At 70.4% G+C, this 19759-nt stretch carries 18 protein-coding genes; 5 read left to right on the top strand and 13 right to left on the bottom strand.

Annotated features, from left to right (window positions below; translation table 11 throughout):
• Positions 1-5: 5 nt before the first annotated feature.
• On the bottom strand, positions 6-1118 hold the full coding sequence (locus tag ABZX90_RS26760; protein WP_351130989.1) for a hypothetical protein: 1113 nt from the start codon (positions 1116-1118) through the stop codon (positions 6-8).
• Between the two features lie 197 nt (positions 1119-1315).
• Between ABZX90_RS26760 and ABZX90_RS26755 the strand changes: the two genes are divergently transcribed.
• On the top strand, positions 1316-1687 hold the full coding sequence (locus ABZX90_RS26755) for a hypothetical protein (protein ID WP_351130991.1): 372 nt from the start codon (positions 1316-1318) through the stop codon (positions 1685-1687).
• 167 nt (positions 1688-1854) lie between these two features.
• On the opposite strand, the gene ABZX90_RS26750 is transcribed toward ABZX90_RS26755, so the two are convergent.
• Positions 1855-3027 carry an acyl-CoA dehydrogenase family protein gene (locus ABZX90_RS26750; RefSeq protein ID WP_351130992.1) on the bottom strand — a complete coding sequence of 391 codons (1173 nt, stop codon included), beginning with the start codon at positions 3025-3027 and terminating at the stop codon, positions 1855-1857.
• A gap of 350 nt (positions 3028-3377) precedes the next feature.
• Here ABZX90_RS26750 and ABZX90_RS26745 point away from each other — a divergent pair, with 350 nt between their 5' ends.
• The gene (locus ABZX90_RS26745; protein ID WP_355208781.1) at positions 3378-4685 is read left to right on the top strand and encodes a glycoside hydrolase family 18 protein; all 1308 of its coding nucleotides are present in this window, start codon (positions 3378-3380) and stop codon (positions 4683-4685) included.
• Between the two features lie 178 nt (positions 4686-4863).
• Here the strand turns inward: ABZX90_RS26745 and ABZX90_RS26740 are convergent, their stop codons facing one another.
• On the bottom strand, positions 4864-5523 hold the full coding sequence (locus ABZX90_RS26740) for a TetR/AcrR family transcriptional regulator (RefSeq protein WP_351130994.1): 660 nt from the start codon (positions 5521-5523) through the stop codon (positions 4864-4866).
• A gap of 94 nt (positions 5524-5617) precedes the next feature.
• The gene (locus tag ABZX90_RS26735; RefSeq protein WP_351130995.1) at positions 5618-5764 is read right to left on the bottom strand and encodes an SCO1431 family membrane protein; all 147 of its coding nucleotides are present in this window, start codon (positions 5762-5764) and stop codon (positions 5618-5620) included.
• Between the two features lie 214 nt (positions 5765-5978).
• Between ABZX90_RS26735 and ABZX90_RS26730 the strand changes: the two genes are divergently transcribed.
• Positions 5979-7460: a M1 family metallopeptidase gene (locus ABZX90_RS26730; protein ID WP_355208777.1), complete on the top strand. Its 1482-nt coding sequence runs from the start codon at positions 5979-5981 to the stop codon at positions 7458-7460.
• Between the two features lie 42 nt (positions 7461-7502).
• Here ABZX90_RS26730 and ABZX90_RS26725 read toward each other — a convergent pair whose 3' ends face one another.
• The 3 genes from ABZX90_RS26725 to ABZX90_RS26715 all read right to left on the bottom strand — a co-directional run bounded on the left by ABZX90_RS26725 (position 7503) and on the right by ABZX90_RS26715 (position 11622).
• Positions 7503-8855 carry a peptidase C39 family protein gene (locus tag ABZX90_RS26725; RefSeq protein WP_351130998.1) on the bottom strand — a complete coding sequence of 451 codons (1353 nt, stop codon included), beginning with the start codon at positions 8853-8855 and terminating at the stop codon, positions 7503-7505.
• A gap of 212 nt (positions 8856-9067) precedes the next feature.
• Complete coding sequence (locus tag ABZX90_RS26720; protein WP_355208773.1) at positions 9068-10609, bottom strand: amino acid permease; 1542 nt, start codon at positions 10607-10609, stop codon at positions 9068-9070.
• 56 nt (positions 10610-10665) lie between these two features.
• Complete coding sequence (locus ABZX90_RS26715) at positions 10666-11622, bottom strand: hypothetical protein (protein ID WP_351131001.1); 957 nt, start codon at positions 11620-11622, stop codon at positions 10666-10668.
• A 231-nt stretch (positions 11623-11853) separates the two neighbouring features.
• Between ABZX90_RS26715 and ABZX90_RS26710 the strand changes: the two genes are divergently transcribed.
• A complete protein-coding gene (locus tag ABZX90_RS26710) occupies positions 11854-12507 on the top strand; it encodes a hypothetical protein (protein ID WP_355208770.1) in 654 nt (217 codons plus the stop codon).
• Positions 12508-12973: 466 nt separating this feature from the next.
• Positions 12974-14839, top strand: a complete 1866-nt coding sequence (locus tag ABZX90_RS26705) for an AAA family ATPase (RefSeq protein ID WP_351131003.1) — start codon at positions 12974-12976, stop codon at positions 14837-14839.
• An 81-nt stretch (positions 14840-14920) separates the two neighbouring features.
• On the opposite strand, the gene ABZX90_RS26700 is transcribed toward ABZX90_RS26705, so the two are convergent.
• The 6 genes from ABZX90_RS26700 to ribH form a co-directional block, all read right to left on the bottom strand.
• Entirely contained in the window at positions 14921-16009 is a 1089-nt protein-coding gene (locus ABZX90_RS26700; RefSeq protein WP_351131005.1) for a hemolysin family protein, read from the bottom strand.
• On the bottom strand, positions 16006-17337 hold the full coding sequence (locus ABZX90_RS26695; protein ID WP_351131007.1) for a hemolysin family protein: 1332 nt from the start codon (positions 17335-17337) through the stop codon (positions 16006-16008). Before ABZX90_RS26695 ends, ABZX90_RS26700 begins: the two co-directional genes overlap by 4 nt.
• 198 nt (positions 17338-17535) lie before the next feature.
• Positions 17536-18003, bottom strand: a complete 468-nt coding sequence (locus ABZX90_RS26690) for a PH domain-containing protein (protein WP_351131008.1) — start codon at positions 18001-18003, stop codon at positions 17536-17538.
• A 14-nt stretch (positions 18004-18017) separates the two neighbouring features.
• Positions 18018-18875, bottom strand: a complete 858-nt coding sequence (gene hisG, locus ABZX90_RS26685) for an ATP phosphoribosyltransferase (protein ID WP_351131009.1) — start codon at positions 18873-18875, stop codon at positions 18018-18020.
• An 87-nt stretch (positions 18876-18962) separates the two neighbouring features.
• Positions 18963-19235, bottom strand: coding sequence for a phosphoribosyl-ATP diphosphatase (locus ABZX90_RS26680; RefSeq protein WP_111665608.1), 273 nt, complete (start codon positions 19233-19235; stop codon positions 18963-18965).
• 34 nt (positions 19236-19269) lie between these two features.
• Positions 19270-19755 carry a 6,7-dimethyl-8-ribityllumazine synthase gene (gene ribH / locus ABZX90_RS26675; RefSeq protein ID WP_328556700.1) on the bottom strand — a complete coding sequence of 162 codons (486 nt, stop codon included), beginning with the start codon at positions 19753-19755 and terminating at the stop codon, positions 19270-19272.
• Positions 19756-19759 lie beyond the last annotated feature (4 nt).

Raw genomic sequence — 19759 nt, 5'->3', positions numbered from 1 at the left:
TCCTCTCAGGGCGCGACCGAGTCGAACCCGGTGAAACCGCTCGGATCATGGCGGCCGAACGAGCCGTGCTCGAAGATTCCGTACCCGACCTGCCCGTCGAGGGTGAAGCGGGCGGCGTGGTCGGTGACCCCGTAGCCGGCCAGGGGATGGGCCGCCGGGTCGGAGAGGTCGTAGACGCGGTGGTCGGTCCACGCGGGGCCGCGCCACGTACCGTGCTGCCAGTCGTCGGCCGGCGGATATCCCGCGCCGACCGCGAGCGGGGACGAGGCCAGCACCTCCACCCCCAGCTCCAGCGGCTTGCGGTCCACGGGGCGGATGAGATGGAGTACGGCCGAGGTGGGCTGCCGGGTTCCGGAGCGGTAGGTGATGTCGGCCTGGGGCCAGCCGAGTTGGAGGTCCCGCTCGCCGTCGCGCACGAGGGTCGCGTCGTTGAGCGAGCGGTACCCGTCGGCGTCCTCCTGGACCACGACCATCAGGAAGCGGTCCTCGAAGCGCACCGGGCACCAGATCCAGTGGAATCCCTCGGTCGGGTTCTCGGCGGCGAGCCGGCCGCCCTCCTCGCCCGGAATCGGCCGCACCCCCCAGCTGCGGTCCCGGGTGCCGGTCCACTCCCCCGGACCGACGGGTATCTCGTCGCCGTCGACGCGGATGACACCCTCGACACCGCCCGCCTGCACGAAGCGACGACCCTCCAGGGTGAGCCGGCCGCCGCGGCGCTGAACGTGGTGCGGCTCCCAGAGGGCGGGGAAGTCCGCGGTCCAGGTGATGTCGTACGAGAGGGCGTCGTCGTCCGAGCGGAGCCGCAGCCGGCGCAGCGGCTCCTCGACGGTGATCCGCAGGGGCCCCACGGCCAGGTTCATCCGGTCGTCGCCGAGCGCGTCGGACGCGCGGACCGCGTGCAGACGGTCGCCGAGGCGCAGCGTGGCGTACGCGTCGATCACACCGACGTTCGGATAGACGCCGAGGCCGAGGATCAGCAGGGCCCGGCCCCGGTGGTCGAGGACGTGGAAGATGCAGCGGTCGTACGCGTTCCGGTCACCGCCGGCGACATGCTTCATGGACAGCGGGACCTGGTGCACGGGGTACTCGTCGAGGGGGACGGGGCGGTCGTCGGTCACGTCAAGCCTCCCTGGGCTCAGGACAGTTGACGTCGCCCGGAGGGTACGGCCCCCGGCGGCAGACTTGACGGTACGTCAGATACGGGTCCGGGACCAGACAGCGCGCTCCGAGGCGGACCCCTCAGGGGGCCGGTCGCGAACGCACGCCCGATTCCGCGGGCCGGTGACCTGTCCACCCGCCCGCGCGTTGCCCCGGCATGAGCCCCACACCTTCCGCGACCGGGCGTCGACGCCGGATCCTCGTCCCGGCACCGGCAGAATCGGTTCACCGGGTGCCCCTCCCGCCACCGCCCCCACCGGCCCAGGATCCGCCCATCTACCGAGCCCTGATGCGCACATGGGCCGATCGCGGGCGCACACTGCCGGGCCGCCACGACCCCGAGTGGGCGCGGCTGGCGGCACCCTCGGTCATGTACGGGTACGGGCAGTTCGTCGTCGGCACCGACCCGCGGGGGGAGCCACGCTCCACCCCGGGCCGGGACGCGCGCGGCGAGGGCCAGTACGCCCCGCCCCGGGACCCGCGCAACGAGTTCGGCGTGAGCTCGGACCCGCGGGACGAGTCGGGCTGAGTGCGGGACCCCGGGGCGAGTCGGGGTGAGTGCGGGACCCCGGGGCGAGTCGGGGTGAACGCGGGCCCACCGGGCGAGTCGCGCCGAGTGCGGGACCCCCGGGGTGACTCGGCGCGAGTGCGGTCGCGCGAGGTGCGGTCGGCGCGCACCGGGACCCGCGAAGTGCCTCAGCGGGACTCGGGACCCACGAGGTGGCGTGCGATGACCATGCGCTGGATCTGATTGGTGCCTTCGACGATCTGGAGGACCTTCGCCTCGCGCAGGTAACGCTCTGCGGGGAAGTCGGCGGTGTAGCCGTACCCGCCCAGCACCTGGACGGCGTCCGTGGTGACCCTCATCGCGGTGTCCGTGCAGTGCAGCTTCGCCATGGCCGCCTGCGGGGAGAAGGGCCGGCCGGCATCGCGCAACCGCGCCGCGGCCAGGCAGAGCGCGCGGCCGGCCTCGATCTGGGTGGCCATGTCCGCGAGCATGAAGCGCAGCCCCTGGAAGTCCGAGATCGGCCGCCCGAACTGGCGCCGGCCGGTGGCGTACGAGACGGCCTCGTCCAGCGCGGCCTGGGCCACGCCGGTCGCGCAGGCCGCGATCCCGAGCCGCCCGGAGTCGAGCGCCGACAGGGCGATCGCGAAGCCCTGGCCCTCGTCGCCGAGGCGCCGGCCGTCGGCGACCCGCACCCCGTCGAAGTGGACCTGCGCGGTCGGCGAACCCTTCAGGCCCATCTTCCTCTCGGGCGGCGCGGCGCCCAGCCCCTCGGCGTCGCCGGGCACCAGGAAGGCCGTGATGCCGCGCGAGCCCTCGCCGCCGGTACGCGCGAACACGGTGTAGAAGTCGGCCACCCCGCCGTGCGTCGTCCACGCCTTGGTGCCGGTGATCACCCAGTCGTCCCCCTGCCGCACCGCCTTCGTCCGCAGGGAGGCGGCGTCCGAGCCCGAGGACGGCTCGGAGAGGCAGTACGCCCCGAGGAGGCCGCCGCCGAGCATCGCGGGGAGGTGCTCGGCCCGCTGCTCCTCGGTGCCGTAGTTCGCGAGGGCGTGGCAGGCCAGGGTGTGGACGCTGACGCCGAGGCCGACGGTGAGGCGGGCCGAGGCGAGCTCTTCGAGGACCTGGAGGTAGACCTCGTAAGGCTGGTCACCGCCGCCGTGGGCGGAGCCGTACGGCAGTCCGAGCAGTCCGGACTCCGAGAGCAGCGCGAAGACCTCGCGCGGAAAGCGCCCGGCGTCCTCCTCCTCGGCCGCCTTCGGCGCGATCTCGCGCCGCGCGATGTCGCGGACGAGCGAGATCAGCTCCCGGGCCTCGTCCGTGGGCAGTCGACGGTCCACCGGCGGTGGGACGCGGTCGGGCATGGCGACACTCCTCCCTGTTGGGGCACATCGGCGAACCCGCACCTGGGTGGAGCGGCGCCGCCGGGTCTCACCCGGCCCGGCCGATGCTCCCGGTCCGGATCACGGAACCCGCCGACCAGCGGCTGTGGCGCGGCGACTATGCCCGAACGGAGGCACGCCCTCACCGGATGACGACCGCCGCCGACAGGACGGGAATTGGTCCGAACCATTGACGCAATGGTCTAGTCCTCCTAGGGTTCCCTCAACGCATCACCGCGTTCATGCCAAGCAGCAATCGGCGGGCCGCTCTCGCGACCTCTGGCAGGTCACAGCACCAGCCCCCACGCTCCCCTCCCCCAAGAGGAGAACCGATGCTCCGACCGCACCGATCCCGCGCTCTCCCTCACGTCCTCGACTCCGTTCGTTTCAGAGGCACTTCACTCCGGTCGCTGGTCTCCGCCGCCTGTTGCGCCGTCCTCGGCGCGGGGCTGCTGGCGGGTGCCGGCACGGCGACGGCCGGCGAGACCGGCACCGCGGGTACCTCACGTACCGTCGCAACGGCGAAGGCCGCCGCGGCCGGCTCCAAGGTCGTCGGCTACTTCACCGAGTGGGGCGTCTACGGCCGGAACTACCACGTCAAGAACGTCGAGACGTCCGGCTCGGCCGCCAAGCTGACCCACATCAACTACGCCTTCGGCAACGTCACCGGCGGCAAGTGCGCCATGGGCGACGCGTACGCGGCGACCGACAAGGCGTACACCGCCGACCAGTCCGTGAACGGCACCGCCGACACCTGGGACCAGCCCCTGCGCGGCAACTTCAACCAGCTGCGCGAGCTGAAGAAGAAGCACCCGAACCTCAAGGTCCTGTGGTCCTTCGGCGGTTGGACCTGGTCGGGCGGCTTCGCCGAGGCCGCCCGGAACCCGGCGGCGTTCGCCCAGTCCTGCTACGACCTGGTCGAGAACTCCAAGTGGGCGGACGTCTTCGACGGCATCGACATCGACTGGGAGTACCCCAACTCCTGCGGCCTGTCCTGCGACACCAGCGGCAGGGCGGCGTTCAAGAACCTGATGGGGGCGCTGCGGGCGAAGTTCGGCAGCGGCAACCTGGTCACCGCGGCGATCACGGCCGACGCCACCGCGGGCGGCAAGATCGACGCGGCGGACTACGCGGGCGCCGCCCAGTACGTCAACTGGTACAACCCGATGACATACGACTTCTTCGGCGCCTGGGACGCGGCGGGCCCGACGGCTCCGCACTCGCCGCTCAACTCCTACACCGGTATCCCGAAGGCGGGTTACTACACCTCGGCGACGATCGCGAAGCTCAAGGGGCTGGGCATACCCACCTCGAAGCTGCTGCTCGGCATCGGCTTCTACGGGCGCGGCTGGACCGGCGTGACCCAGGCGGCACCGGGCGGCACGGCGACCGGCCCGGCGGCGGGCACGTACGAGCAGGGCATCGACGACTACAAGGTGCTCAGGACGAAGTGCCCCGCGACCGGCACGATCGCCGGCACCGCGTACGCCAAGTGCGGCAGCAACTGGTGGAGCTACGACACCCCGTCGACCATCGCGGGCAAGATGAGCTACAAGAACGCGCAAGGTCTGGGCGGCACCTTCTTCTGGGAACTGAGCGGCGACACCTCGAACGGCGAACTGATCAGGTCGATCAACTAGCCCCTGCCGAACGAGACTTGACGAGACCTGGGGCGGACACCGGTGACGGGGTCCGCCCCAGGTCTCGCCGACTCCCGGGGCGCCACCACGGTGTGCACCCATCCCGGCCGCCCTGCCGGGCGCCTTCGCCCGCTGCCCTGCCGGGCGCCTTCGCCCGCTGCCCTGCCGGGCGCCTCCGTCAGCCGTCCCGCCGGGCGTCGGGCGGCGCGACGTACGTGGGGTCGAGCTCCTCGACGGCACGCATCGTGCCCCCCAGCATCTTCACCAGCAGCTCGCGCATCGTGTCGCGCGGCAGCGTCTGGTGACCGATCCAGTCGAGGGTGGCCCCCTCCACGCTGTGCAGCCAGCCGAGCAGGGCGATGCGGGGCAGCGGCCCGATCCTGCCCCGGCCGTACGCCCCTTCGGCGATCGTCTCGACGATGACCTCGCGCACGCCCTCGCGTATCGACTGCACTTCGGTGTCGAAGCCCACGCCACCGGCGATGATCGTCCGATAGGCGGCCTGGTTGTGCTCGGCGTAGCGGAGATAGGCGTCGATGGTGCGGTGGACCCGCTCCACCGGAGGCAGCTCCATACCGTCGGCCGCCCGGGAGACCAGGTCCGCGACCGAGTCCTCGACGATGGCGAGGTAGTAGCCGCGCTTGGACTTGAAGTAGTAGTAGATCAACCCCTTGGCGACATGCGCCTGACGTGCGATGTCATCCATCGACAGTGCGTCGTACGACGTGTCGGCGAACAACTTCCGCCCGATGGCGATGAGTTCGGCGCGGCGCGCCTGTGAGCGGTCGGTGCCCCGCGCCCGGGGGCGGTCGAGGCCGCGCTGTTGACTATTATTCAATTTCGGCCCTGGTCTCCAACTGCCGACGGAACATGCGCAGTATGGCAGAACCATGCCGACCGCTCATTCGGGTGCGATCGGGAACCCGGTCGCCTCAGAGCAGACCGAGCTGCGTCACCAGCATCGCCACGGCCACCACGAGGATCCAGCCCACGACGTGCTCGACGATCTTCGGGCCGTCGTCCTTGGGGCCGCCGGTGCGCGCGCGGAGACGAGGGGCGGTGGCGGAGCTCGCGGTCATGGCATCTCGCTGACGTAGTGGTGCGGTGGAACCCCCCGCCTCCCGTCGGCTCCCCACCGACCCGACCACCTTGCCACCGGACCCGCCGCCACCGGTAGAGACCTGGGTCACGTGCACACTTCGACCAGCTTCGAATCCCGCGGAATTCCACAACGGCGGGCGAAGGGTGTGCGTCTCATCACATGACTGTGGTCAGCCAACCGAAAGGTTCCCGATGAGCACGTTCCGGACGCCTCGCCGCAGAGCCCGCCTGATCCTGGCGGCGGCGATCACCGTGGCGGCCGCCTTCACGGGTCCGGTCTCGCGGGCCGCCTCCTCGCCCTCCGATGTCCCCTCCCCGGGAGCGGCGGGCCTCGGCGACCCGGTCTTCCCGCTGGACGGCAACGGCGGCTACGAGGTGAGCCGCTACATCCTCGACTTCGACTGGCAGGCACCGAAGACGCCCTTCGAGGCGTCCACGACGATCAGGGCGACCGCGACCCAGGCCCTGTCCCGCTTCGATCTGGACTTCGCCGGCAACACCCTGCACACGGTGACCGTGAACGGGAGGACGGCCGCCGCCGAGCGCGACGGCGACGAGCTGGTGATCACCCCGAAGACACCCCTCGCCCGGGGCAGGGCCTTCACCGTCAAGGTCACCTACACCGCCGACCCGACACGGATACGCCACCGCGACGACGCGATCGAGGACTACGGGTGGATCCCGACGCCGGACGGCACGGTGCTCTACCCGCAGCCCGACGGCGCAAAGATGATCTTCCCGTCGAACGACCATCCCAGCCGGCGTGCCCCGATCACCTTCCGGGTCACCACGCCGGCCGGGCTCACGGCCGTGGCGGGCGGCAGGCTCACCGACCGCGCCGAGCAGGCCGATGGGCGCGTGCGGTGGACGTACGACTCCGAGCAGCCGGTCGCCACCCAGCTCGCCCAGCTGGCGATCGGCCGGTTCACCTTCGTCGACAGCACCGGGCCGCACGGGCTGCCGATCCGTGACGTGGTCCCGGACGACCTGGTCGCCCCGACGGCGCGGTACCGGGGGCTCACCGCCGAGCACATCGCGTGGCTGGAGGAGCGGCTCGGCCCGTACCCCTTCGACCGGTACGGCCTGCTCGTCGGGGACACCGACCTGGGGGTGGCCCTGGAGACGCAGACGCTCTCCCTGATCCCCAAGGCCGACCTGCTCGGGGACCGGGTCGGCGCCGAGCGGAACCTGGTCCATGAGCTGGCCCACCAGTGGACCGGCGACAGCGTCGGCATCAGGACCTGGTCCGACCTGTGGCTGAGCGAGGGACACGCGCGGTTCTACGAGCGGCTGTACTCCGAGGCGCACGGCGGCGTGAGCTTCGAGGAGACCATGAGGACGGCGTACGCGAGCCACGACCAGTGGCGCCACGACTACGGCGCCCCGGCCGAACCGACCGAGCCGAACCTCTTCAAGCGCATGCGGTACGACGGCTCGGCTCTCGTCCTGTACGCGCTGCGCGAGAAGGTCGGCGAGGAGACGTTCGGGAAGATCGAGCGGGCCTGGGTCACCAAGTACCGCGGCAGGACCGCGAGTACGCGGGACTACATCGACCTGGCCTCGAAGGTCGCCGGTCAGGAGCTCGACGGCTTCCTGCGCCCGTGGCTGTACGGCGCGAAGACCCCGCCGATGCCGAACCACCCGGACTGGGTGGTCGATCCGGTCCAGGGCTGAGCCCGGCCGGGCGGCCCCCACTGCCGGGGGCCGCCCGCCGGATCACCGGACGCCCACCGCCGCGAGCGCCTTGCGCTGCCGCGCCGAGGGATGCGCCGGGAAGTACAGGTAGCAGACCCCGCCGGTTCCGGAGACGACCTTTCCGGAGGCGTTGTAGCGCTTGGTCCGCAGCCAGATGTTCTCCCACTCGGTGCGCTTGTAGATCCTGCGCACCGCGTCGTCGCCGGGCGACGCCGGGTCGTTGGCGATCACATCGCCGTCCGCGGTGAACCCTATGACCGTCATCAGGTGGCCCGAGGTGCCGTAACCCGCCCCCGTCAGCTCGGACTTGAGGAACGACTGGGACGTTATGGCCGGGATGCCGGCGGCGATCAGCGTCTCCAGGTCGGTGAGCGAGCCGAGCCGGGTCACCACGCCCTGGAGGTCCTTGTACGTCGAGGCGTAGGCGGCGTTGAAGGGCCAGTTGCCGCAGCCGGCGTACTGGTAGTCGTACGTGTAGCGGGCCGCGTGGCACACCTGCGGGTCGCTGAACGTCGGGTCGACCCAGGCGAGTTGCTCGGCAGTGGGCCTGCGTCCCCAGTACTCGATGATCATCTGCGAGGAGGTGGGGCTGCACCAGGCCTCGCCGCCGTTGTCGTACTCGGGGTACTGGCCGGCGTGGATCTCCTGCGAGTAGCGCGGAACCTTCAGCTCCTGGGCGAGCCCCGGTGTCGACGCCGGGACGGTGAACCGGTCCGGGATGTCGGAGCCCATCGCGCCGAGCCTCCACACGGTGGGCGTGATCCTGGAGCCCGGGGTGCGGTAGAGCGTCAGGCGCAGCCGGTACGAGACGAGGCGCAGACCGGAGGCGGTGTCGTCGATGGAGAAGGTGTCCGTCCAGATGCTGCTGCGGCCGTCGCTCTGGTCGTCCACCGAGGTGCGCCTGATGTCCTGCTCGCCGGAGGCCCAGCGGCCCATCACGTACCAGGGGGTGTCCGTGCCGTCGGAGTAGGTGCCGGTCAGCTCGACCTGAAGCCAGGTGCCGGCCGGGGTGTGCGCGTTCCAGGAGGCGATGGCCTCCGTGGCGGGGACGGCTAGCCGGTGGACCGGCGTGGTCCAGGTCGCGTACTCCCAGGTGGCGGTCTTGCCGGTGTGCGGGTCGGTGTAGTCCGCGGTTCCGGCCGGGGCGGCGATCACCAGGCCGGGGCGCGCGCCGGGAACGGCCCGCGTGCCGCGTGCGGTACCGCCGCGCCAGTCGCTGTACGAGGTCCAGGCGCGGTTGTCGACGAGGCCGCCGGACGCCTTGGCCTGCCGGGCCGGGGCGGCGGCGGCCGACGGGCCGACGGTCCCCACCGCTGCCGCGGCGACCGCGGCGGCCAGGACGATTCTGCGGGACGGCTGTTCGGCTCTGCTCATGGGTGGAGAACCCCCAGGTGTCCGGAACGGGCGGGGCCAGTGCTCGGTCGTTCGCCAACTATGGACGCCGCGGGCCGACTTCTGCCAGCACTTCGGCCCGTGCCGCGCCCACCAATATTGGTCGGGACCACTGGCATGACCTGCGGCGCCTCGGCCCCGGCGGGTGCCGGGGCCAAGGCGAGCGATGGATCGGACGAGCTCCGGGCGGTGGATCAGACGAGGTCCATGGCGGCGACCTCGTCGGGGCGTCCGTAGCTGACGGGGCCCTGGAAGCGGCGGCGCGCCGTGGCGAACCACCACACCGTGGCGACGATCAGTACGACGGCCAGGGCGATCGAGGCGTAGTTGAAGGTGTCCCCGGTGATCGGTGAGACCTGCGGCAGCATGAAGAGCACGCTGCTGGCGAGGATCCAGATCACGGCCACCCAGCCGACGGGCTTGCTCCAGCGACCGAGGTGCCAGGGGCCGGGCTGGAACTCGTCACCGAGCCGCAGCCGCAGGAAGATCGGCACGGCGTAGGCCAGGAAGAGGCCGACGACGTTGACGCTGACGATGGCGGTGAAGGCGGTGTGCGACCACCAGCCGGGCAGGACGAGGGCCAGCGAGCAGGCGACGGCCAGCCAGACGGCCTTGACGGGTGTACGGGTGCGCGGCGAGACGGAGTGCCACCAGCGGGATCCGGGCATCGCGCCGTCCCGGGAGAAGGCGAAGATCTGCCGGGTGTTGCTGGTCAGGTTGGCCAGACCGCAGAAGAGCATGGACCCGATCACGATCAACAGAATGAACTTCGCCATGCCCATGCCAAGTCCATCGATGAGGATCTGGACGGGCGGCGCCGAGGAACCGGCGACCTGGTCATAATCATGAATGCTGTACACAAGGGCGAGCATCAGGATGAGTCCGGTGATCGCCGAATAGCCGATCGCACGGGTGATCCCCTTCGGCGCGTTGACCGTGGCCCGGACCGTTTCCTCGGACATGTGGAAGCTGCCGTCGAAGCCGGTGAAGGTCCAGCTGGTGACCAGCAGACCGAGCATCCCTCCGTAAATCCCGTTCGTGAAACCGGTGTTGTTCGCGAAATGCGTGACGAACGAGGCCGACTGATGGTCGTCGGGCATCACGATGAGTGTGCTCACGATCACTACGAGCCCGATCAGCAGCCACCAGACGGAGATCCGGTTGACCAGGGCGACCAGCTGGACCGTGTAGGTATTGGCCAAACCCTGGAGCACGATGATCAGCGCGGTGATCAGGACCGTCTGCTGGGCGGTCGGCTCGTACGAGTGCCACTGCAGGGCGATGAACGCCTGGATGAAGGTGGCGGCCGCGTATCCGGTGGCGGCCGTGCCGCCCACCTGACCCACGAAATTCAGCCACCCGGTGTACCAGGACCAGGCGCCCTTGTGCCGCTTGGCGAGCTTTCCGGCGGAGAAATAGAGCGCCCCACTGGTCGGATAGGCGGAGGCGACTTCCGCCATCGCGGCACCGATGAAGAGCACCATCACGGAGACGCCGATCCAGCCGAACACGAGAATTCGCGGACCGCCGGCATTCATCCCGAATCCGAAGGACGAGAAAATACCCGATATGATGTTGATGATGGTGAAGGATATCGCGAAATTGTCGAACGCCTGGAATCGGCGGGTGAGTTTTCGCGGATATCCCATCGCGTGCAGCGTCGCGTCGTCGTCGAGGGCGACGGAATCCTCTCCGGCGCGGGCTCGGGGGCGTGAGGCCGATATCCGTTCTGACACAACTGACCTTTCTCTCGGGGGGGGTTCAGGACGTCAGGGAGGGCGTGGGCGGCGGGTCAGGCGGCTCCCGGCACGGGCAGGCCGCAGGCACGGCGGGCGCGGGAGAGCTGCTCCTCGGGCTCACCGAAAGCGCTCCACGGCATACGGCAGGCGTACGGCCCCATGGCCATGAGGACCGCACGCGCCTCGAACTCGCGCTGCGCCATGAACAGCGCGTGCGCCAGATAAGCCAGGTCGAGCACCGGTGTGAAGCGGTATCCGGAGGCCGCCGGCAGCCAGTTCTGATAGATCGCGAGCGCCGTGGAGCGCCACTGCGGCTGCTCCCAGGTGCGGTCGACCAGCAACTGCGAGGGGTTGTAGCTCTCCACCAGGGCCACCAGCGGCAGCAGTCGCAGCGGTGAGGAGGCGGGGGCGCGCTGGCTCAGGAAGGCGGCGACGTCCCAGGCGGCGTTCACGGAACCGCCGTAGCGCGTGAAGAAGAACGCCAGGAACCGGTGATGACCCTCACGGTTCCACGGGTCGAGACGGAGAATGTGCGAGAACAGGCGCCAGGGGCCGGGCGGTTGCGTCAGCAACCCCTGCGGAGCGGGGTCGCGCAGATCGTGCAGCCGGGCCATGGACAGCCGGGCGACCCAGGGCGTGGGATCGGCCCGGTCCATCGCCGCCGCCCGGTCGCAGGCGGTCAGCGCTATGCGTTCCAGGGCCTCGGCCCGGTCGTCCTTGGCGTCGGCCGCGCGCAGCGCCCGCAGCACCGCGACGCGCGCCCACAGCAGCGCGGCCTCGGGGGTCTGCTCCTCGGCCAGCCAGCGTTCGGCGAGGTCGGAGTCGGCGGCCTCGGAGGCGACGACCAGCGAGCGATGAGCCCGTAATCCGAAGTCGGCGCGCGTCTCCGCCAGAGCTTCGTGGGCGCTCAGATAGCGGCCCGCCCGGACATCCACACAGACGCTCGCGAGTCTGCGGTCGTCGGCCGCCGGATGCCACACATACTGCCCCTCGAATAACCCCGCGGCCATCTTCCCCTGTCCATCCCCGACGACGCTTCGCCGTTGCGCAACAGGAACCCTACTCAGCATCCCGGAGTACTGGAACGGCATATCTGAAATACCTGGTTCCGCGTGGCCGGGAATCTTTGGCGGCGGTCGAGATGATTGCTGAGGATTGTTCAATGAATGGTTCAATACGGCACTACCCTGAACCCGTGGATCCACTGTGAACGGCACCTCGATAGAATGTTCCACAGGACTATGCCCACCTCGCATCTCACCCCGGGAAGCCCCATTCACGACCTCGCCTCGCGGCTGCGCAGGCTGCCGCCCTCCTGCGGTCCCGTCCGCCTGATCGGCGTGGACGGCCACGCGGGCTCCGGAAAGACCACGTTCGCCGGGAAGTTGGCGACGGCGCTGGGCGGCGCACCCGTACTGCACCTCGACGACATCGCCACCCACGAGGAGCTCTTCGCCTGGACCGGGCGCCTGTTGAGCCGGGTGATCGAGCCGCTCGGGCGCGGCGAGACGGCGCACTACGCCCCGTACGACTGGACCGCCCGGGAGTTCGGGCCGGTCCGCGAACTGCCGGCCGCACCCGTGGTGCTCCTGGAGGGCGTCGGCGCGGGACGCCGCGCACTGCGCCCATGGCTCGCGCGGCTCCTGTGGATGGAGTTGCCGCACGAGGAGGCCTGGGCGCGGGGGCGGCGACGGGACGGGGAGGCGCAGAGCGACTTCTGGGCCGAGTGGGTCCGTGCGGAGCGCCGGCACTTCGCCGAGGACCCCACGCGACCGTTCGCGGACCATGTGGTGCGCCAGCGTCCGGAGGGATACGAGGTGCTCCCGGGACCTGTTGAGACGTCTGGACCGGACCAGTTCATCACTCACCGTGAGGGACCATCCGCAGTGTGCTGAACTGGTGAAGGACGGGACCGCTGAAGTTTTCTCAGTGCCTCAACTCTGCTTGACCAGGGGGCCGTACAGGACTTACGTTCTGAATGAGCGGCCTTTGGGAGCCGCCCGCAGTCGCGAAGCCCCCGGTTGTTCCCCCGTGATCGGGGGCTTCGTTCTGCCCACACCCTCCCTTTCCGGACGCCGCCCGGCCTGATTCGCTCACCCTGGGTCACCGTCCGATGTGCGCCCCATCTGCTCCCACCTCGTGGAACGGGGTGTGCTGCACCCTTCGGCAGGCCCATGCACCGCAGGTACGATGCCTCTCGGTGCGACCTTCGGACGGCTGCTCTGCGCACCACAGCAACTCCCGTCCGCGGCACAGTCGTTCGACCAGAGCTGCCGACGGGCACCGGCCCGGCGGCAAGGGGGGTGTCCTGATCCGCGAGGCACTCCCCGACCATCGGGGGCACGGTTTGTGGGGGACGTGATGGACTTCGGCACGCAGGGCCCCGAGGCCCCGGCCGACCTCGCCTGGCTGCGAGGTGTGGATGCCTACACGATGGGCGCCTACCCGCAGGCGGAGGAGGAGTTCCGCGCCGCGGTCCGGATGGACCCCGGTATGGCGGACGGCTGGCTCGGACTGCACGCGCTACGGGTGGACACGACGACCGCGCTGCTGCGGATGTTCCGGCACCGGGACCGCTTCGGCGAGCAGCGCACCCGCCACCGCCGCACCCTCAACTCCTGGTACTGGCTGGGCTGGTGGGTGCAGCCGGTGCTGGAGAGCCCGCGCGACCTGCTGCTCGCGCACGCCTCGCACTGGCTCGACGGACGTCATGTCCCCGAACTGGACCGGGCGTTGGCCGGTCTGCCGCCGGTCGACGCGGACCACCAGGTGCGGTTCCTGCACGCGTGCCGCGCCTATCTGGTCAAGGACTGGGAGCAGTTGGTGCGGCACACCGATCCGCTGATCAACGATCCCATGCTCGGTATAGAGGCCGGCCTGTTCGGCGGCATGGCGCGGGTCCGGCTGGAGATGTACGGGCAGGCGGAGCCGCTGCTGTCGTCCGCGCTGATGCGCTGCCGCAGCGAGCAGCCGCAGCGCAAGGAGCTGCGGTACTGGCTGGCCCGCGCCCACGAGGGCACCGGACGGTCCGCCGCCGCGCTGCCCCTGTACCGGGCGGTGCACCGGGTCGACCCCTCCTTCATGGACACCTCGGCGCGGCTCGCGGCCATATCCGAGGGGGACGGGTACGACGACGCCGCGGCCGATCTCGCGGCGATCACGCTCGCCGGGATCGGGCAGGACGTGCTGGAGGGCCCGGACGGCGTGGATCCGCTGTTCGGCTCCGAGGGCCGCGACCTGAAGCTGTCGGAGCCCGATCCGTCACCGCCCGGCGGGCTGCCGGCCCAGAGCGACGGCTTCCGGGAGAAGGCCATGGTGCCGGTGCAGCCGCTGCCCGCGGGACCGACCGACCCCGCCTTACTCGAGGAGGCGCTCGCCGAGCTGGAGCGCATGGTGGGCCTGGAGCCCGTGAAACGACAGGTCAAGGCGCTGTCCGCGCAGTTGAACATGGCACGGCTGCGCACCGGACAGGGCCTCCCGGTGCAGCCGCCCAAACGGCACTTCGTCTTCTCCGGCCCCTCCGGCACCGGCAAGACCACGGTGGCCCGCATCCTCGGCCGGGTCTTCTACGCCCTCGGGCTGCTCGGCGGCGACCATCTGGTCGAGGCCCAGCGAGCCGACCTGGTCGGCGAGTACCTCGGCCAGACGGCCGTGAAGGCCAACGAGCTGATCGACTCGGCGATCGGCGGCGTCCTGTTCGTGGACGAGGCGTACTCCCTGTCCAACTCCGGCTATGGCAAGGGCGACGCGTACGGCGACGAGGCCCTCCAGGTCCTGCTGAAGCGGGCCGAGGACAACCGCGATCACCTGGTCGTCATCCTCGCCGGTTATCCCGAGGGCATGGACCGTCTGCTCGCCGCCAACCCCGGCCTCTCCTCCCGCTTCACCAGCCGCGTGGACTTCCCCTCCTACCGCCCCCTCGAACTGACCTCCATCGGTGAGGTACTGGCCGCGGAGAACGGCGACATATGGGACGAGGAGGCGCTGGACGAGCTGCGCTCGATCGCCGGCCACGTCGTCGACCAGGGCTGGATCGACGAACTCGGCAACGGCCGCTTCCTGCGCACCCTGTACGAGAAGAGCTGCGCGTATCGCGATCTGCGGCTGTCGGGATACCCCGGCACACCGTCGCGCGACGACCTGTCGACCCTGCGGCTGCCGGACCTGATGCAGGCCTACGGGGAGGTCCTGTCGGGACGGGGCCCGCAGGATCCGTCGGCGATGTGAGAAGGCCCCGGGTCCGCCGGAGCCGTACGACCCGTCACTTCGGTCGCACGGCCGCCGGGAACCCGGGGCCCACGCTCACGATCAGCTCGCCAGCGCCTCCTCGGGGGCCGGGCTCGGACGCGGCTCCGCGACGCGTACCGGCGCGACATCCCGGTGTGCCGGGTCCCGCACCTCGCCGACCAGCAGTTCCAGTACGTCCTCCAGCGCCACGAGGCCGAGGACCTTGCCGGAGGCGTCGGCGACCTGGGCGAGGTGGGTGGCGGCGCGGCGCATCACGGTGAGGGCGTCGTCCAGGGGCAGTTCGGACCGCAGGGTGGTCATGGGGCGCCACAGCTGCTGCGGGACCGCGCGGTCGGACTCCTCCAGGTCGAGGACGTCCTTCACATGGAGATAGCAGCCCATGAAGGCGCCGTTCTCCGCGACCACCGGGAAGCGGGAGTACCCGGTGCGTGCGGTGAGCGCGACGACCTGGCCCGGGGTGACCGTGGGGTCCACGGTGACCAGCGAGCCGCCGTCGAGCAGGACGTCGGTGACCAATCGGGAGCCGAGCTCCAGGGCGTCCTCGAGGCGCTCCTGCTCCTCGGGGTCGAGGAGGCCCGCCTGCCGCGAGTCCTCGACGAGCCGGTTGAGCTGCTCGCTGGTGAAGACCGCTTCCACCTCGTCCCTGGGCTCGACCCGGAACAGCTTGAGGATCAGCCGCGCGCAGGCGCCGAGGCCCACCGTGACCGGCCGGCACAGCCGCGCGAAGGCGACCAGTCCGGGGCTGAGCCACAGGGCCGTCTTCTCCGGCGCGGCCATCGCCAGGTTCTTCGGGACCATCTCGCCGATGACGAGATGGAAGAAGACGACGAGGGCGAGCGCGATCACATAGCCGAGCGGGTGGATCACCCCGTCCGGCAGATGGACCGCCTCGAAGACCGGCTCCAGCAGATGGGCGACCGTGGGCTCGGCGACCGCGCCGAGCGTCAGCGAACACATGGTGATGCCGAACTGGGCCGCCGCCATCATCTGCGGGAGCCGCTCCAGGCCGTACAGCACCTGCCGGGAGCGCGCGGTGCCCAGCGGTTCGATCTGGCTGCGCCGTACGGACACCAGCGCGAACTCGGCGCCGACGAAGAAGCCGTTGGCGAGCACCAGCAGGCCCGCGAACAGGAGTTGGAGCACGCTCATCGGACCGCCTCCGGGGCGAGCGCGGTCCGCACCAGGCGGACGCGTTCGGCACGGTAGTGCCCGACCTGGCGCACCGACAGGCGCCAGCCCGGAAGCTCGGCCTTGTCGCCGGGGGCCGGGATCCTGCCGAGCAGGTCGGCGACGAGGCCCGCCACGGTCTCGTACGGTCCCTCGGGCACGTCGAGGCCTATGCGTTGCAGGATGTCCACCCGGCAGCTGCCGTCGGCGTCCCAGGCCGGCCTGCCGTCCTCGGGCGGAGCGGCCGCGAGCTCGGGCGGTTCGCCGAGCACGTCGTCGTGCTCGTCGCGGACCTCGCCGACGAGTTCCTCGACGATGTCCTCCAGGGTGACCACGCCGGCCGTGCCGCCGTACTCGTCGACGACGACGGCGATCGGCTGCTCACTGCGCAGCTGCTCCAGGAGGGGCTGCACGGGCAGCGTCTCCGGGACGAGCAGCGGGGCCTGGGCGATCCGGCCGACGGGGGTGCGCAGCCGGTCGTGCGAGGGGATCGCGAGGGCGTCCTTGAGGTGCACCATGCCGACGATCTCGTCGATCCGCTCCCGGTAGACGGGGAAGCGGGACAGACCGGTGGCACGGGTGAGGTTGACCACGTCCTCGGCGGTCGCCGACGACTGGAGGGCGCTGACCTTCACCCGCGGCGTCATGACGTGCTGCGCGGTGAGGTCGGCGAGCGACATGATGCGGACGAAGAGGTCGGCGGTGTCCTGTTCCAGGGCGCCCGCCCGGGCCGAGTGACGGGCCAGGGAGACGAGTTCGCCGGGGGTGCGGGCCGAGGCCAGCTCCTCGGCGGGTTCGACGCCGAGGGCCCGGACGAGCCGGTTGGCGACCGTGTTGAGCGCGGCGATCACCGGCCGGAACAGACGGGAGAAGACGTGCTGCGGGCCGGCCACGAACCGGGCGACCTGGAGCGGCTTGGACACGGCCCAGTTCTTGGGCACGAGTTCACCGACCACCATCTGCACGGCGGAGGCCAGCAGCATGCCGACCACCACGGCGACGCCGGGAACCGCACCGTCGGGCAGCCCGATCGCGGTGAACGGGCCGTTCAGCAGTTGGGCGAGAGCCGGTTCGGCGAGCATACCGACCACGAGTGAGGTGATGGTGATGCCGAGCTGGGTGCCGGAGAGCTGGAACGACAGTTCCTTGAGCGACTCGACGACCGTACCGGCGCGTTTGTCTCCGTCGGCGGCGGCCTTCTCGGCGTCCGGGCGTTCGACCGTGACGAGGCCGAACTCCGCCGCCACGAAGAAGCCGTTGGCGAGAATCAGCAGGAACGCCGCGCCAAGGAGCAACAGGGGGATGGTCATGCCGCCGCCTCGATATGTCGGAAGGGGGCGGCGCAGGTACTACAGGACGATCCGTCCATCGCTGGAGGGAGTCACTCCTCGGGTAGCAGGGAGCCTCTGAGGGCTGGGGGCACATCGGAGGCGGAGGCGCGATGAAAACGCCTCCGCCAACAGATTAATCAAGACATGGGCCCTCAGGGCAGGGTGGAAGGCCGAGAGTCAGCCCTGATGTTCGTCGCGGTGCCCGTCGGGCTCGCGCAGGGCGCGGTCCTCCACGAGCGCGCGCAGGGTGCGGGCGTCCTCGATGGCGCGCTGTCTGGCGATGCCCGGCTGGATGCCGAGCGCCGGCAGGCTGGTGCCGTCGCTGAGGTCGAGGAACACCCAGGGGTCGCCGGGGCGCAGGTTGACCTGGAGGATCTCCGCCCAGTCCAGGTGCCGCCGGCTCGCGATGTTGACGACGGTGACCCCGGTCTCGTCGGCGACGACCTTGGGCCGTGAGAGCAGCAGGAGCACTCCGAAGAGCAGGGCCGCGGTGAAGATGAAGCTGAGCCGCTCCCCCGGGCCGAGTTGTTCCAGGAGCATCGCGACCGTGGTGATGACCACGAGGATCGCGGCGCCCGCGGTGAGCAGCACGGCCCGAGTACGGGAGGGGCGGAAGGTGACGGGAAGGGCGGGGAGGTCTGGCATGTCCGAGAATCCCGTCAGAGCCGGCAGGCGTGGATGGCCGTGGTCAGGATGGCCCGCGCGCCGAGCTCGTACAGGTCGTCCATGATCCGCTGGGCTTCCTTGGAGGGGACCATGGCACGGACGGCGACCCAGCCCTCGTTGTGCAGCGGCGAGATGGTCGGCGACTCCAGGCCGGGAGTGAGCGCGACGGCCTTCTCCAGGTGCTCGGCGCGGCAGTCGTAGTCCATCATCACGTACGTCCGGGCGACCAGGACGCCCTGGAGCCGGCGCAGGAACTGCTGGACCTTGGGCTCGGCGTCCTCGCTGAGGTCGGCTCCGACGCGGCGGATGACGACGGCCTCGGACTTCATGATCGGGTCGCCGAAGACCTCCAGGCCGGCGTTGCGCAGCGAGGTGCCGGTCTCGACGACGTCCGCGATGACCTCGGCGACACCGAGTTCGATGGCGGTCTCGACGGCGCCGTCGAGGTGCACGACGGAGGCGTCGATGCCCTGGTCGGCGAGGTGCTTGGCGACGATGCCCTCGTAGGAGGTGGCGACCGTCATGCCGTTCAGGTCCGCGACGCCGTTCGCCGTGCCCGGCTTGGTGGCGAAGCGGAAGGTGGAACGGGCGAAGCCGAGCGGGAGGATCTCCTCCGCGTTGGCTCCGGAGTCGATCAGGAGGTCGCGGCCGGTGATGCCGATGTCGAGACGGCCCGAGGAGACGTAGATCGCGATGTCGCGGGGGCGGAGGTAGAAGAACTCGACCTCGTTGCCCGGGTCGACGATCCTGAGCTCCTTGGACTCCCGGCGCTGCTGGTAGCCGGCCTCATGCAGCATGTCCGCCGCAGGTCCTGACAGGGAACCCTTGTTGGGGACGGCGATGCGCAGCATGAGGTCGGCTTCCTTTGCGTGAGGTTGTTCAGGAGTGGGTGGGTCGGGCGGACGTGCTCGGTGCGGGGGCGATGCGGAGATCGGCCCCTACAGATGCGCGTACACGTCGTCGAGGGAGATCCCGCGCGCGACCATCATCACCTGGACGTGGTAGAGCAGCTGCGAGATTTCCTCGGCGGCGGCGTCCTTGCCCTCGTACTCGGCGGCCATCCAGACCTCTGCGGCCTCTTCGACGACCTTCTTGCCGATGGCATGAACGCCCTTGCCGACCAGCTCGGCGGTGCGCGAAGTGGCCGGATCGCCCGTGGCGGCCTTCTGCTGGAGCTCGGTGAAGAGCTCCTCGAACGTCTTATTGGACATGGTGGTCCTCACCCTACGCGCTCGGTGCCGTACCTCAGTGCCAGGGTTCGGATACTGAGCGGAGGGTGGCCGCCGTCGCCACGGCGGCCGTCACCGCCTCGTGCCCCTTGTCCTCGTTGGAGCCCTCGATGCCCGCGCGGTCCAGGGCCTGCTCCTCGGTGTCACAGGTCAGCACACCGAAGCCGATGGGGACGCCGGTGTCGATGGAGACCTGGGTGAGGCCCTGGGTGACGCCCTGGCACACGTACTCGAAGTGGGGTGTTCCACCGCGGATGACGACGCCGAGCGCGACGATCGCGTCGTAGCCACGGCCCGCCAGGACCTTGGCGGCGACCGGCAGCTCGAAGCTGCCGGGGACCCGCAGCAGGGTCGGCTCGTCGATTCCCAGCTCGTGCAGGGCGCGCAGCGCGCCGTCGACGAGTCCGTCCATCACCTTGTCGTGCCACTGTGCCGCGATGACCGCGACCCGCAGGTCGCCGCAGTTGCGTACGGACAGTTCAGGTGCACCCTTGCCGCTCACGTCT

This window comes from Streptomyces sp. NPDC002935 (assembly GCF_040611295.1).
Lineage (GTDB): Bacteria > Actinomycetota > Actinomycetes > Streptomycetales > Streptomycetaceae > Streptomyces.
The sequence above is the reverse complement of the archived record's forward strand: the minus strand, read 5'-3'. Positions and strand labels throughout refer to the sequence as shown.